The organism is Caldinitratiruptor microaerophilus (genome assembly GCF_025999835.1).
Taxonomy (GTDB): domain Bacteria; phylum Bacillota; class Sulfobacillia; order Symbiobacteriales; family ZC4RG38; genus Caldinitratiruptor; species Caldinitratiruptor microaerophilus.
The window spans coordinates 1986201-1999612 of record NZ_AP025628.1; the positions used below are offsets into that span (position 1 = coordinate 1986201).

Annotated in this window: 12 protein-coding genes and 1 tRNA gene; 4 read left to right on the forward strand and 9 right to left on the reverse strand. The window is 71.4% G+C overall.

Annotated features, from left to right (window positions below; genetic code table 11):
* Positions 1-45 precede the first annotated feature (45 nt).
* The gene (locus caldi_RS17795; RefSeq protein ID WP_406568124.1) at positions 46-222 is read right to left on the reverse strand and encodes a methyl-accepting chemotaxis protein; all 177 of its coding nucleotides are present in this window, start codon (positions 220-222) and stop codon (positions 46-48) included.
* 290 nt (positions 223-512) lie between these two features.
* Here caldi_RS17795 and caldi_RS09635 point away from each other — a divergent pair, with 290 nt between their 5' ends.
* Genes caldi_RS09635 through caldi_RS09645 form a run of 3 tightly spaced genes read left to right on the forward strand, consistent with a single transcriptional unit; the run spans position 513 to position 2619 of the window.
* Entirely contained in the window at positions 513-1697 is a 1185-nt protein-coding gene (locus tag caldi_RS09635; RefSeq protein WP_264841557.1) for a DUF7305 domain-containing protein, read from the forward strand.
* A 6-nt stretch (positions 1698-1703) separates the two neighbouring features.
* The gene (locus caldi_RS09640; RefSeq protein ID WP_264841558.1) at positions 1704-2123 is read left to right on the forward strand and encodes a type IV pilus modification PilV family protein; all 420 of its coding nucleotides are present in this window, start codon (positions 1704-1706) and stop codon (positions 2121-2123) included.
* Between the two features lies 1 nt (position 2124).
* A complete protein-coding gene (locus tag caldi_RS09645) occupies positions 2125-2619 on the forward strand; it encodes a PulJ/GspJ family protein (protein ID WP_264841559.1) in 495 nt (164 codons plus the stop codon).
* 11 nt (positions 2620-2630) lie between these two features.
* On the opposite strand, the gene caldi_RS09650 is transcribed toward caldi_RS09645, so the two are convergent.
* The 6 genes from caldi_RS09650 to caldi_RS09675 all read right to left on the reverse strand — a co-directional run bounded on the left by caldi_RS09650 (position 2631) and on the right by caldi_RS09675 (position 10128).
* Entirely contained in the window at positions 2631-3158 is a 528-nt protein-coding gene (locus caldi_RS09650; protein WP_264841560.1) for a type II secretion system protein, read from the reverse strand.
* Positions 3159-3316: 158 nt separating this feature from the next.
* Entirely contained in the window at positions 3317-4648 is a 1332-nt protein-coding gene (locus caldi_RS09655; protein WP_264841561.1) for a type II secretion system F family protein, read from the reverse strand.
* Positions 4649-4722: 74 nt separating this feature from the next.
* Positions 4723-6426 carry a GspE/PulE family protein gene (locus tag caldi_RS09660; protein ID WP_264841562.1) on the reverse strand — a complete coding sequence of 568 codons (1704 nt, stop codon included), beginning with the start codon at positions 6424-6426 and terminating at the stop codon, positions 4723-4725.
* Positions 6427-6446: 20 nt separating this feature from the next.
* Positions 6447-7235: a type II secretion system protein GspM gene (gspM, locus tag caldi_RS09665; protein ID WP_264841563.1), complete on the reverse strand. Its 789-nt coding sequence runs from the start codon at positions 7233-7235 to the stop codon at positions 6447-6449.
* Entirely contained in the window at positions 7232-9199 is a 1968-nt protein-coding gene (gene pilM, locus caldi_RS09670; protein ID WP_264841564.1) for a pilus assembly protein PilM, read from the reverse strand. The genes gspM and pilM overlap by 4 nt, the downstream gene beginning before the upstream one ends.
* 434 nt (positions 9200-9633) lie before the next feature.
* On the reverse strand, positions 9634-10128 hold the full coding sequence (locus tag caldi_RS09675; protein WP_264841565.1) for a hypothetical protein: 495 nt from the start codon (positions 10126-10128) through the stop codon (positions 9634-9636).
* A gap of 177 nt (positions 10129-10305) precedes the next feature.
* Between caldi_RS09675 and caldi_RS17800 the strand changes: the two genes are divergently transcribed.
* Positions 10306-11460 (forward strand): DUF4349 domain-containing protein, encoded by a 1155-nt coding sequence (locus caldi_RS17800; RefSeq protein ID WP_406568125.1) that lies wholly within the window; start codon positions 10306-10308, stop codon positions 11458-11460.
* On the opposite strand, the gene caldi_RS09680 is transcribed toward caldi_RS17800, so the two are convergent.
* Both caldi_RS09680 and caldi_RS09685 read right to left on the reverse strand, forming a co-directional pair.
* Positions 11417-11491 (reverse strand) — tRNA-Val (locus caldi_RS09680). The two genes, caldi_RS17800 and caldi_RS09680, sit on opposite strands and share 44 nt — an antisense overlap.
* A 165-nt stretch (positions 11492-11656) precedes the next feature.
* Positions 11657-13120, reverse strand: a complete 1464-nt coding sequence (locus caldi_RS09685; protein ID WP_264841566.1) for an ISLre2 family transposase — start codon at positions 13118-13120, stop codon at positions 11657-11659.
* Between the last annotated feature and the right edge of the window lie 292 nt (positions 13121-13412).

A 13412-nucleotide genomic window follows, 5' to 3' on the forward strand; every position in this document is an offset into this window, starting at 1 on the left:
CCGCAGCTGACCACTTCCACCAGGCCAACTCCGAGGCAGCGGGGATCACATGCCTTCCGCGTGGCACCCCACTCCCCGCCGGTTCTCGATCAGGCCCGCGATCTTCCTGGCCGAGGCCGCCCACCGCTCCGCCAGCCGCCGCACCTCGTCCGCCACCACCGCGAACCCCCACCCTCGCTCCCCCGTCCGGGCCGCCTCGTTGGCCGCAGTCAGTGCCAGCAGGTTCGTCTACTCCGCGATTCCTGAGATCTCCTGGGTGGTGTCCCCGATCTGGTTCGACATCCCCTCCGGGTTGCGCATGCGGCTCGCAGACCCGGAGATCGGGTCCGCGCACCACCGGCCGCCCCACGCCGTCCCGGTCGTTACGCGCTGACAACAAGGCCACACACAGCGACACGCTCTCCCGGTGAGGGAGAAGACTCGTCCCGGGACCATGGGCGCGTGTAAAATGTTCGTGGAGTTTCGGGTAGAACTGCACCAGATATTGAGATTTGCGATGGGACGGTGAGCCCGTGCGCCATACCGGCCCGGAGTCGGCCCGGGGCAGCGCCCTCGTGTGGGTGCTCGTGGTCGCCGCCGTCTTGAGCCTCCTGGCCGCGGCGGTGGCGCGCGCCAACGTGTTCGGGCTGCGGAGCGCCACGTTCTGGCAGGAGCGGCTCCAGGCGTTCTACGCAGCGGAGTCCGGGCTGAACGTGGCGCTGTACCGGCTCTGGGAACTGCGGGAAACGCTACCGGCACCCGGGAGCACCGACTGCACGAAGTCCCCGTGGTTCGAGAGCAGCCCGAACGACTTCCCGGGCAAGCCGGACACGGGATATCGCGTCTGCGTCGAGGAAGGTCCCGGCGGCCGGGTGCTGGTCGCCCGGGGGTACAGCGGCCGGAGCACCCGCACGGTGCGGTTGACCCTTCGCAGGCCCCGGTCCGCCGCCGAGTACTTCCCGGAGGATCGGCAGGAGAACGGCGTCATCGACGCCGGGGACGGGGAGTGGGAGTGGCCGGAGGTCGCCCTGCCCGACCTCGCCCCGCCGTCCGGTACGCCCGAGGAGCCGGAACTCGCCGGCGACCCGGCGACGATGCCCCCCGGTACGTACCGGTACGACAAGCTGGAAGTGGAGAAGAACGCCACCCTCCGCATCCAGGGCCCGGCCACGATCTACGTGAAAGAGGATGTCCGCGTCAAGGACAACGCGGTCTTGGAGGTCACCGGTTCAGGTGCCGTCAGCATTTACGTGAAAGGAGACTTTGACCTCGCAAACCGCGCCCGACTCGTGCGCACGCAAGAAACCGCTCTGTACGTTGGTAAGGGCGTGAAGTGGGAGAATAACGCCCGTGTCGAAGGCAGCGGGCGGCTGCTGATCGTGCTTGGCGGCGATCTCGAAGTCGAGAACGGGGTGGCGGTGAACTCCGGGGCGAGCGCGGACGCCATGGGCATCTACCTGACGACGGACGCCAGTCACAAGGTGAAACTGAAAAACAACGCCACCTTTGTCGGCGGTCTCTACGCGCCGACCGCAGCGAAAGTAGAGATCGAGAACAACGCCAGCCTGGTCGGTGCGACGGTCGGAGAGACCGTCACCCTGGACAAGAACGCGACCACGGCCTGGGACCCTCGTGTGCAGGACGCCCCCGCCCCCGAGGCCGGCGGGACCGGTGGTGGCACCTGGGTCGCCGACTGGGGAACGTGGAACGAGGAGTGAGGCACCGTGCTTGCGGCGACCCGCCGGCAGCCCGTCCTGCAGAACCCCTCTGGCGCGGCGTACGTGGAAACGCTCGTCGCCCTGACGCTGCTGTCCGTCGTCCTCGTGCCGCTGTGGGGCTCCCTCGTCTCGGGGCTGCGGACGGCGGGGCGAGCAGAGGAGCGGTTCGCCGCGGTGAACGTCCTGCGCTCCGAAGCCGAGTCGCTCAAGGCCGAGGTTGTGCGGCGTGGCGACCTCACCTTCCTGCCGGAGGGCGGGACGACCAAGACGGTGACGGCCGAAGGCGAGGAATTCACGGTGGAACGCTCGGTCACAAAGCCGGGGGAGTTCCGGGGCAGGGTGGCCCGGGTCGACCTCACGATCCGGTCCGCCGACGGGCACCTGACAGGATCCACCACGCTTTACCTGTACGAGCGGGGCCGGTGACATGGCGAGGCGGCTGCAAGACCCCTCCGGGATCGCCCTCATCGAGGTCCTCGTCGCCACCACGCTCATCGCCATCCTGACGCCGGTGCTCGTCCGCCTCACGCTCCAGTCTTACCGGCTGCACGAGGCGGCGACCACACGGGTCCGCGAGCGCGAGCGCCTCCAGGAGGTGCTCGACGAGATCGTCCACGGCTTCGACGGGGACGCGGGTAGGTACCCCGGGCTCACCGGGGTCCCGTGCGACGCCCTGACCCCGCTCCCGGACGGGTTCCGCTACGTGGTGGGCCCGCACCGCGTGGAGTACCGCGTCGTGGACGGGGCGCTCCAGCGCCAGGTGGACGCCGGGGTCCCGAACGTCCTGATGCCGGGGGTCGAAAAAGTCGAGGCGTCCTGCGATGCAGAACGCCTCGTAACCGTCCACGCAACGATACTTGCAGACAGCAGTCGAGTATCGGCCTCCACGTCGGTTGTGATCCGAGTCGGAACCAACCCCTGAACCAGGACGAGTTACTGCCAGTTGATGGTTGTCGGGTCCGTGTTCGGATCGAGCGCGCTAGGCCCGACCACCCCGTCCGGAGTGATGGTGATCTTCCGCCAGTCGGCCGGATTGGTAGTGGGATCCTCAGTGGCGGGGATGAACAGTTCAAGTGTGTAGCTCTTGCCGTTGCTGGAGCGGTTATATGAAACCGTAGCTGCAAAGATCTTAGCTGAGGTGTTCGCCGTTTCGATGTCGATCCAACGATCGAGCACCGTCGCGAGTTCGCTGAGGTTCTCAACGTTGCTATCAGCCGGGTACCCTTTTTCCTCCGCCTTGTACATCTCCATGGCCGAACGGATCTGGTGCGCCTGTTCGACCGCCACCTGCTGCGTGGCCGTTCGGACCGCGCCCCAGAGCTTCGGCACCGCGAGGAGCCCCAGAACCGCCAGAACAGCCAGCACCACCATGAGTTCGATCAGCGTGAACCCCTCTTGCGCCCCCCAGCGCTTCGCCAGACGCCTCCACTGCCGCGACCTGCCCTTCAGCCAGCCACCCATGGTTCTGTCCCCCTCGAACAGACGTAGTCCTTCTACTGGCAGCCCCAGTCCAACGCGTGAACGCGATTCCAGTGTAGGGGCGGCTGTTCGTGCGGTCAATAGACTGCGGCCACAAACATGAACCCCACATATTTAGCGTCTGAAAGTACCTTGCCCCCTCACCGTAACCGGGGCGGCTTCGTGAACGCCTCGAACATCGGCAGGTACACCGAGAGCAGGATGACCGCCACGATCCCCCCGAGCCCGATGATGATCGCCGGCTCGAGCGCGGCGGTGAGCCGTTCGGCGAGGCGGTCGAGTTCACGTTCGTAAAAGTCCGCTACTTTATCGAGCATCCGGTCGAGGGCGCCGGTCTCCTCGCCCACCTCCACCATCTGGACCACCACCGGCGGGAACCAGCGGCTCTGCCGCAGGGATGTACTGAGGCGGCCCCCCAGGCGGACGTGCTCGCGCGCGGCAGCGACGTCCTCCTCCAGCGCGGCGTTCCCGACCGTCCGCACCACGAGGTCCAGGGCGGTCAGGATCGGCACGCCGGCCCCGACCAGGCTGCCGAGCGTCCGGCTGAAGCGCGCGATGCCGCGCAGGAGGGCGAGGCGACCGGCGATCGGGGTGCGGAGGACCAGCCGGTGCAGCCGGAGCCGGCCGGCAGGGGTCTGACCGTACGCGCGCAGTGCGGCGTAGGCGGCCACGAGACCCCCCAGCACGAGGTACCCGTACTGCCGCAACCCGGCGCTCAGACCCAGGAGAATCCGGGTGGGCAAGGGGAGCGGGGTGTCCATCTCCCGGAACATCGCCGCGAACTGGGGAAGCACCACCGTGGTGAGGAGAACGACGAGCGCCAGGCCGGTACCCACGACGATCTTGGGGTACGTCGTGGCCGACCGGACCTTCTGGTTCAGGGCGTCCTCCTTCTCGAGATGCTCGGCCAGGCGGCTCAGCGTGACGTCGAGGATGCCGGCCATCTCCCCCGCCTCTACCATATTCACCACGAGGGCGGGAAAGAGAGGCCCCTGCCGGGCGAATGCCTCCGCCAGGGTGCTACCCTGTTCGACCGACTGCACGACGGCCTCCAGGGCGCCTCGCAGGCCCCGGTGCTCCGCCTGTTGCGCCAGGAGCCGGATGGCGGTCACCACCGGCACGCCGGCGCCCAGGGCGGTGGCGGCCTGCCGGCAGAAGGCGGCCAGCACGGCGAGCGGGAGGGGCCGGGGAGGACGGAGGCGGACCGGCTGCCGCCAGAGCGGCGCACGGGCCGGCGGTTCCTGCACCGGGGCCGGCTCCGACGCCGCGCCCGCTGGGGTGGCGCGCCTCAGGCCCGCGGCGAGGGCCCCGTTGCCGCCCCGATCCTCGCCGCGGGAAACGCGCACCAGGTCGACCACGTACAGGCCCTGTTCCCGCAGGCGCCGGACGACGCTCTGCTCGTCCGGCCCTTCGGCGGTGCCCCGCGTCACCGCGCCCGCCGGTGTCCGGGCGCGGTAGCGGTAGAGCGCCAACCTTGCCACCCCCTCCCGCTCCGGCGGTCGGGCCGGCGGCCCGTCCCCGACCCGGGCGAACCGGCACCGCCGAACTATGCCTCCGAGTACGCCACCCGCTGGACCTCCTCCAGGGTCGTGATGCCCGCCAGGGCCTTGGCCACGCCATCCTCCAGGAGCGTGCGCATGCCCTGTGCACGGGCCCTCTCCCGGATCACGCCGGCCGGTGCCTTCTCGGTCACCAGCGCCCGCAGGTCGCCGGTCATCGTGAAGAGCTCGAACAGGGCCACGCGGCCCCGGTACCCCGTCTCGTGGCAGGCGGCGCAGCCCCGGCCGCGGTAGACCCGCACCGGCCCCGGCGGCAGCGCGAACAGCGCGCGCTCGGGGGCGTCCGCCGGCAGGTCGACGGGCTCCCGGCACCGCTCGCAGATCCGGCGCCCGAGGCGCTGCGCCACCACCGCCAGGACCGACGAGGCGACGAGGTAGGACTCGACCCCCATGTCGAGCAGGCGGGTGGTCGCGCTCGGGGCATCGTTGGTGTGCAGGGTGCTGAACACCAGGTGGCCGGTCAGGGCCGCCCGGATGGCGATCTCCGCGGTCTCGAGGTCCCGGATCTCGCCCACCATGATCACGTCGGGGTCCTGCCGCAGGAACGAGCGCAACCCGCTGGCGAACGTGAGCCCGGCCTTCGGATTGATCTGGACCTGGCTGATGCCCGGGATGTGGTACTCCACGGGGTCCTCGATGGTGAGGATGTTGCGGTGCGGCCGGTTCAGGTGGCGCAGGGTGGCCATGAGCGTGGTCGTCTTGCCGCTTCCCGTGGGACCGGTCACCAGGATCATGCCATACGGGGTCTGAAGGAGCCGCCGGTACTGCTCGAGGGTGTCCGGCAGCATGCCGAGCTGCTCCAGATGGGTGATGGCCCGGCTCTTGTCGAGGAGCCGCATCACGACCCGCTCCCCGGCGATGGTCGGCAGGGTGGAGACGCGGACGTCGACCTCCCTCCCCCCCGTCCGCAGGTCGAAGCGGCCGTCCTGCGGCACCCGGCGCTCGGCGATGTCCAGGTCCGCCATCACCTTCACCCGGGACACGAGGGGGGCCAGGAGGGACAGCGGCTGCTCCATCACGTCGCGGAGGAGGCCGTCGACCCGGAACCGGATGCGCACCCGGTCTGCCTGGGGCTCCAGGTGGATGTCGCTCGCCCCCTGGTCGAGGGCCTCGGCGATGAGCTGCTCGAGGAAGTCGACCACCGCCCGGCTCTCCGTGACGGCCCGCCCCTCCGCTGCGCCGCGAGCCCCGGGGGACGGGTGCGCCTCCCCCGTCGCACCCCCGGCGGCCATCGCTTCGCCGCCGCCCGCTCGCGAGATCTGGCCGGCCACCCCGTAGGCGCGCCGGAGCGCCCGCTCGAGACCCTTCGGGGTCACCACCACCGGGACGGCCTCGCGGCCGGTGAGCCCGGCGATCTCGTCCAGCGCGAAGACGTTGAGGGGGTCCACCATCGCCACCCGGACCTGCCGGTCCGTGGCCGAGAGGGGCAATGCTCCGAGGAGCCGCGCCGTGGCCTCGGGCAGCAGCCGGGCGGCGCCGGGGTCGACCTGGATGAGGTCCGCCGGAACGTACTCGTACCCCAGCTGGCGGGCGAGGGTCAGTGCGATGTCCTCCTCGGTCGCCAGCCCCATGTCGACCAGCACCTGGCCGAGGCGGCGTCCGGAACGCCGCTGCTCCTGCAGGGCCTTCTCGAGCTGCTCGGCAGTCAGGAGACGGGCCTCGACGAGGATCTCCCCCAGACGTCTGGCCACCGGCCTCACCCCTCACGCGACTACGGCGCCGCCTCGACCGTTTCCTGCGGGACCACGCCCAGCTCCTCGAGGTGCCGCTCCCCAAGGGATGGGGCCTCGGCGTCGGTGAAGAGGACCAGCTCCAGCACGGCCCGGGCCGGGCCCGCACCGGCGGCCGGGGGAGCCGGCCCCCGCAAGAAGGCGGCCCCGCCCTCTTCCCCCGGTGCGGAGGCCCCCTGGGAGTTCCGGGCGCCAGCGCTCGAGGGCGTGAGCTCGAGCCGCTCCAGGCGCCACAGCCGCTCCCATCGCTCCAGGACCCGGACGAAGTCGAGCACCTGCTCGTAGGTCCCGGCCACCTCGATCTTCACCAGCCAGGACCGGAAGCGGCTGTCCTCACGGGCGCCCTGCTGCCGGTCGCGGCCGCCGCGCCCGGCCTCCCCGTTCCCGGTCTCCCCGTTCCCGGCCTCCCCGCTTGCCGGTCCCGGCCCCAGGTCGATGGCCACGAGGCGCGCCCCCGCCTGACGGGCAGCCTGTTCCAGGAACACGCCGACGGCGGCGGGCTCGAGGTCACGGGGGACCTGGTGGGCGGCCGCGACCGCTGCCTGCTGGAGTTCGGCGAGGCGGGCCCGGTACGAATCGAGGGCGGCCTGGGCACTGCGGTGCTCCTTCAGTGCCGCCTCGGCCGCGGCCAGGTCCCGCCGCAGGCGCTGGATCCGGGTGACGGCCGGCTCCACCGCGGCCCGCCAGGCGGCCGCCGCAGCCAGGAGCACCCCGAGGAGGGCGAGGAGGAACCGTTCGCGTCGCGACAGGCTCTGCCACCACACGCTCATGGCTTGCCCTGCTCACCCTTCCCGGCCGGCGACAGCGTCATGGCGAAGCGCACGCCGCCTCCCGCCTCGCCGGCGGCCTGCGCGAAGGGCTGCGGAAACCGCACGTCGGCGTCCCCGAACCGGCCCCCGGCCCGGAGGTTCACGGCCAGCTGCGCCACCGAGCGCACGTCGGGCGCCCGGCCCTCGACCGTCACCCGGCCGTCCTTCGCCACCTCGAGCCGGTCGATCGCCACCCCCGAGGGGAGCCGCTGCGGCAGGCCGGCCAGGACGTCCGACGGGCGCCACTCCGCCCGCTGGCTCTCGACGAATTCGGCCCGGGCGGCCTCGAGGCGTTCCGCCGCCTGCACCTGCTCCCGGACCCGCACGGCCTCCGCCAGCGCCGCGTTCTCCCGGCGCAGGGCCGCAAGGCGCGCTTCGAGGCGGTCCACGGTGGCGCGCACGGCCACGCCGCCGCCAACCAGCCCCGCCACCCCCACGCCCGCCAGGAGCGCAGCGGCGGCACGGCGCAGCCGGCGGCGCCCCGCGTCGCGCCACTCGCGGGGGAGCAGGTTGAGCCGCACTCCCGGTGCCGATGGCGATCCGGCGTCGAGCGCCAGGCCCAGGGCCACCAGGAAGCGGGGGTCGACAGGGTCCCGGCCGTCCCCCGGATCCTCACCCACCCACCGGACGTCGAAACCCGGGTGGTCACCGAAGCGCTCCCGCACCCGGTCGTCCAGGAAGCGGGCGAGGTGCGCGTCGAGCCCGGGCATCCGGGAGGTTCCGCCGTACACGAAGAGCGGCACCGCGGCCCGCGGCTGGGCCTGCCGCAGGAAGTACTCGAGGGTCCGCCAGACCTCACCGAAGAGGTCGGTCAGAGCGGACTCCAGGACGGCGGCCACCGGCGTGTCGCCGAGGAGGCCCGCCTGCTCCTTCCGGGCGCGCGCCTCGTCGGGCGATACGCCCAGCACGTCCTGGACGGCCCGGGTCAGGTCGTCGCCCCCCTGGGGGATGGTGCGGGTCAGTTCCGGCACGCCGCCCACGAAGATGCTGAGCCGCGTGGCGGCGGCGCCGAGGTCGACCAGCACGAGCGGCCCGGGCCCCGCCGGGAGGAGGCCGAGGGCCTCCAGGGCCCGGTAGGCAGCGAGGCAGTCGACATGGACGGCCGTGACCCGAACCCCCGCTGCCACCGCCGCCCGCACCTGGGGCGAGACGAGCCGCTCGGGCACCGCCGCCACCAGGACCCGGAGTCTGGGCTGCCCACCGGGGTCGTGGATCCCGAGGGGGACGAAGTCCCACGCCGCCTCATCCACCGGGATGGGGATCAGGTCGGGGATCGTGAACCGCACGGCCCGGTGCAGGTCCCTGGCGGGCATCGGGGGAAACTCCGGGGTGCGCAGGATCACCCCGTGCTGATCCACGCCCAGTGCGCCGCGCACGCCCCGCCGCCCCAGCCGCGCCAGCGCCTCCGGCAGTGCGTCTGTCAGGCGTGCGCTGTCCGGCCCGGTGCCGGCGCCCCTCCCGGCCCGCGCCGGGACGGTGATCTGGGCCAGGATCTGCGTCGAGCCCCGCCGCGGGCCCACGGCCACGAGCTTGAGCGAATCCCTGCCGGGATCGATCCCCACCCGGACGCGCCGGATCCTCCCCCCGCGCAGGCTCTGCAGGGTGGCGGGCTCCGGCCCGGGCGTCCGGCCCGACTCGCGTTTGCGCCGGCGCGCCCGAACCGCCATCCACAGCGCCGTTCCCACGAGCAGCGTGAGGGCAGCCACCCCGGCCCACCGGAAGGCCGGACTGACGCGGGCGAGGTCCGCCAGGATGGCGAGCGTCCGCGTGAGCGCCTGGATGCCGGTGTCCCGGAAGGAACGCAGCGTGACCGCGACCCGGTCGAGGTGCGCGCGGTCAGCCCAGGTCCGGCTCCACCGGGCGGCGGCGCCGTCCCAGACCGCCGGCCAGAGCCAGCGGATCGCGATTGCGGTCGCCCCGGCCAAGAGGGCGACCAGGGCGAGCCACCCGCCCGACGACCGTCGCCTGCGTGAGCTCCTTGAACCGAGCGGCTGCGTGGGGATCCCCCCTGCGGGTTGCCGGACTGGTACAAACCCGTCGCCCGTCCTGCCCGGACGTTCGGAAGGGCGCTACACGGCACCCCTCAGCACTTCGACTGGCGGGCCCCACCGGGGACGGGGATGCGGCCGTGGCGATGGCGCCGCACCCGGCACCGGGGACAGCGGGCCGGCAGGCGCCCCGCGGGCGTGCCCGGCGTCCCCGGGTCCGATCGCCCGATCAATCCCTTTCGATGGTAAATCATTCGCGGCCGAGGCTACAAGCCATGGCCGCGCTGGAGGTCCCAGGCGTCCGCATTCCTCTGGGACCGCCCGGGTCCGTGTTGCCGGAAGATTGATACTTATTGCGTACCCCGTGGCGCTCACGACGATGCTCCACTCGCCACCCGCCGGCGGTGGACCATCTCCCAGCAGGCCACCGCCGCCACTGCTGTGGCCAGGAGGGGGTCGCTGACTCCGGGCTTGAAGCGGACGTCGTAGCCCACCAGGCTGCCGCCCAGCCGGCCCGCGACGCTGCCGTCCGGCCTCACCGCCACGTCCACGTCGAAGCCCACCAGCGCGCCGCCGATGCGGCCCGTCACGCGGTCGCCGGACCGTTCCAGGACGAGGTCGGCCCCGATCACGGCGCCGCCCAGGCGCCCTTGCAGGCGGCCGCCATCGGCCACGAACTCGACGTCCCTGCCGGCGATCGCCCCGCCCATCCTGCCGGCCCAGCGGCCCTCAGCGTCATGTTCAAGGCGGAGATCCGCTCCCCAGATCCTGCCCCCGAGGCGGCCGCGGATCCCCGCGGCATCCGCCTCCACGGCGATGTCCCATCCTGCGATCGCGCCGCCGATTCGCCCACGCCAGACCGCCACGGCCTCACCCCCCGCGTCACCGTTTGGACCGCACGCGCCCAGCCTCCACCGGAAGTTCACCCCCTCCTTTCGACGCCGCCGCGACAGATCCGGGTTCAGTGCCGGCCGCGGCGGTGAATCGGAGGGACCGCCTCCCCCGTCGAATCCGTGGAACTGACAGACAGAGGGGGCGGCAACATGAGGCGGGTCCTGTCGCTCGTCGCCTTGGTGGTGCTTTCCACGACGCTGCTGACCGCCTGTGGCTCGGGCATCCGGAAGTCGGCGCCGGCGCCCCAGAGGCAACCAGCCACCCCGGACGGCGCACCCAGCCCGGCCGTCGGCCGCGGCTCTCCGGAGTCCGGGTCCCTTCTGGACGGCGGCGGGACCGCCGCCAGCGCGCCCGTGCAGCCCGGCGCCGGGCAGGCGGTGCCCGGGGCGTGGCCGGCACCGGTGCCCCTGGAGGCGGCGGCCACCTCGGTCCCGACCCCTGCGGACGCCCGGCGGAAGATCGTCCTCAACGCCCAGTTTGACGTCAAGGTCAAGGACGCCGACGAGGCGGTGAACCGCATCGGTATATCCGTACGGGCAGCCGGCGGGTACGTGCAGGAGACGAAGGTCTCCGGAACCCGCCAGCAGGGGCGGAGCGTGAACATGAGCCTGCGGGTTCCTGCCGCCCAGTACGGCAACATCGTGGACCTGATCATCGGCCTGGGGGAAGTCACGGGCCGGCGCGAGTGGACCGAGGACGTGACCGAACAGTACGTGGATCTCGAGGAGCGGATCCGCAGCAAGGAGGCCCACCTCACCCGGCTGCGCCAGCTCCTGAACCGGAGCGGATCCGTGAAGGAGCTCATGGAGGTCGAGCAGGAGATCGACCGCGTGACGGCCGAGCTGGAGTCCCTCCAGGGCCGCGTGCGTCTCCTCGCCAACCGGGTGGACTTCAGCACGATCGTCCTCAACCTGTACGAGCCCCAAATGCCGGCGCCCATCGAGGAGCCCGGGAGCATCTGGGAGCGGATGAAGCTCGCCTTCAAGGCTTCGGCCAGCTCCCTGGCCAACTTCACGGGCAACGTCGCGGTCGTTCTGGCCTCTGCGCTGCCGGTGGTGGCCTACGTGACCACGCTCGTCGCCCCCGCCTACGCGGTCTTCCGGGCCATCCGCGGGGCCTGGCGGCGCCGGGCAGCACCCGTACCCCCCCTCCACCCCGCCGCAGGCGTGACGGGCCGCTGCCGCAAAAGCACCCCCGGCGCTCGCCGGGGGTGTGTCGCGACCGCAAACGCATCGCCAAGCCGGTCGCCGGTATGTGCACTGGTGGGCGTGCAAGGGGTCGAACCTTGGACCTCCCGCTTGTAAGGCGGGCGCTCTCCCGCTGAGCTACACGCCCTCGCTGCCGTCCCGCCCGCGCCCGGGCCGCAGGCCCGTCTCGCGGCCGAACTCGGTACGGCGCGGGCATTATAACACCCTCCGGAAAGGCCGTCAACGGCGGCCCCTCGGGCGGCCGTGTCAAGCTTCGGTAGGTGACCCGACAAGGCCCGAATTTTTTGGTTCGTTATGCACTCCGCGGCAGCGCCCTCACAAGCTCACGTAGCACGTACTTGACCCACGGCGAGCCGGCAGCTGGTCCGCTGAGCGCCGGCAGGTTCACCCGCAGCCATGCCTCCGGATCATTCAGTTCCCCGGGCTGCACCCGAATCGCCGTCGAGCCGGTTGCCTGGCGCAACACCTCCGACTGCATCGGCCAGGCCTGCCGCCCCATCACCGCCAATTCCCCGTTCGCCCGGGCCGCCAGCAGCCGCACCAGATGGTCCGCTCCCCTGTCACTCCACTGCGCTCCATGGCGCTTCATCCGTCGGGCGACATGGTGGAACACCTGCCCCTCAATGGTGCCCAAACTGTCTGCGGCCCCGGAACGGCAGATGCCGTCCCAGTTCTCCTGCAGGTACTTCCGCAGCCCTGCCACACGCTTGCGCTGCGCCCCACGACTGGCCCGCTCGGCCGTCGCCAGCACCTGCTCCACCTGGCTCCAGTCCTTGACCTTCAGGGCCTCCACCGCCTTCCGGTAGGCCTCCTCGTCATGCGACAGACCCTCCAGCAGCGCCCGGCGGAGGTGGAACGGGTCCAGCTGGTACCTCGCTCCGGCAAACGTCCCCGCCCACTGCTTCACCCACGGGGCACCGTCGCCGCCCACCACCACGTCCTGTACCGCACTCAGATCCCACTTGCTGCCGAAATCCGCATACGTCTGCTCCGAGAAGACCTCCGCACTGGCCAAGCCTGCGGTCACCCGGCGCTCTACCAGTTGCCACCGGTTTTGCCCGACTTGCTCTTTGCCCTCATAGCCGACCGCCAGCTTCAGCCCCAGGTGCCTGTGGGCTCCCCGGGGACCACGGCCTTGGACCACCACCTCGTCCACCTCAATCCGCAACCGCTCGGTCCGCCGCTGCCCCGCCGGCACCTCGCCACGGTCGAACACTGCACGGCGCTGCGCTTCGGCTTGCTCCACCCGTACAGCGCCCACCTCCTGGACCTCACGCCAGACGCTCATCGCTCGGACATCCATGCCCCCCAGCGTGAGCTTCGCCAGCACCGCCGCCGCCCGGTGGTACGGCATCTCCGCGGCCATCGCCACCGCCAGTTCTGTGGCCCACGGCGACAGCCGCTGGCGGGCTGTCCACCCCAGCGCCTCGTCCAGCAGGAAATGGCCTTCCCCGCTCTGACGGTCCCGGTAGTACCGCCGCCGCACCTGCACCTTCCCAAACGGCGTCACGATCGTCCGCGGCTTGCTGTGCACCAACTCATATCGCGCCGCGTCCCGCCGGCGCATCAGCTCGTCGTCCAGCCGGTGCAACGCCAGCACCAGCGCCCGTCGCGCCACCTCCTGCACCAGCCGGAAGATCCCCTTCTCCAGTTCCATGAAGTCGTGGCGGGTCCGCAGCAACTCCGAGATCCCATGCACCAGCAGCAGGATTAGGTCCATGATCTCACGAACTAGCCACATCGAGACCTCACCCATTACCAGGCCTTGTCGGGATGGTTGCTACCGCAACCTACCAGGTGAGGTCTCATTCTTTGTTGTCCCCACCATCTCCTCCCGAAATGTTATCCGGCCCCCTCGGGCGCGCGGGCGGGTACCGCCTGCGGAACGGCTGTGGAAGAGGGACTTCGGCACCGATCGGACACCGCCGTGGAGAAGCTGGACGCCGCTCCGCGTGCGCGTGGCCCCGTCGTCCACACGTAGGGATCTCGAATCGTGGCCCGAGGGATACGGCACAACAATTGACCCAAGTTTCCACGTGGGAATCGGG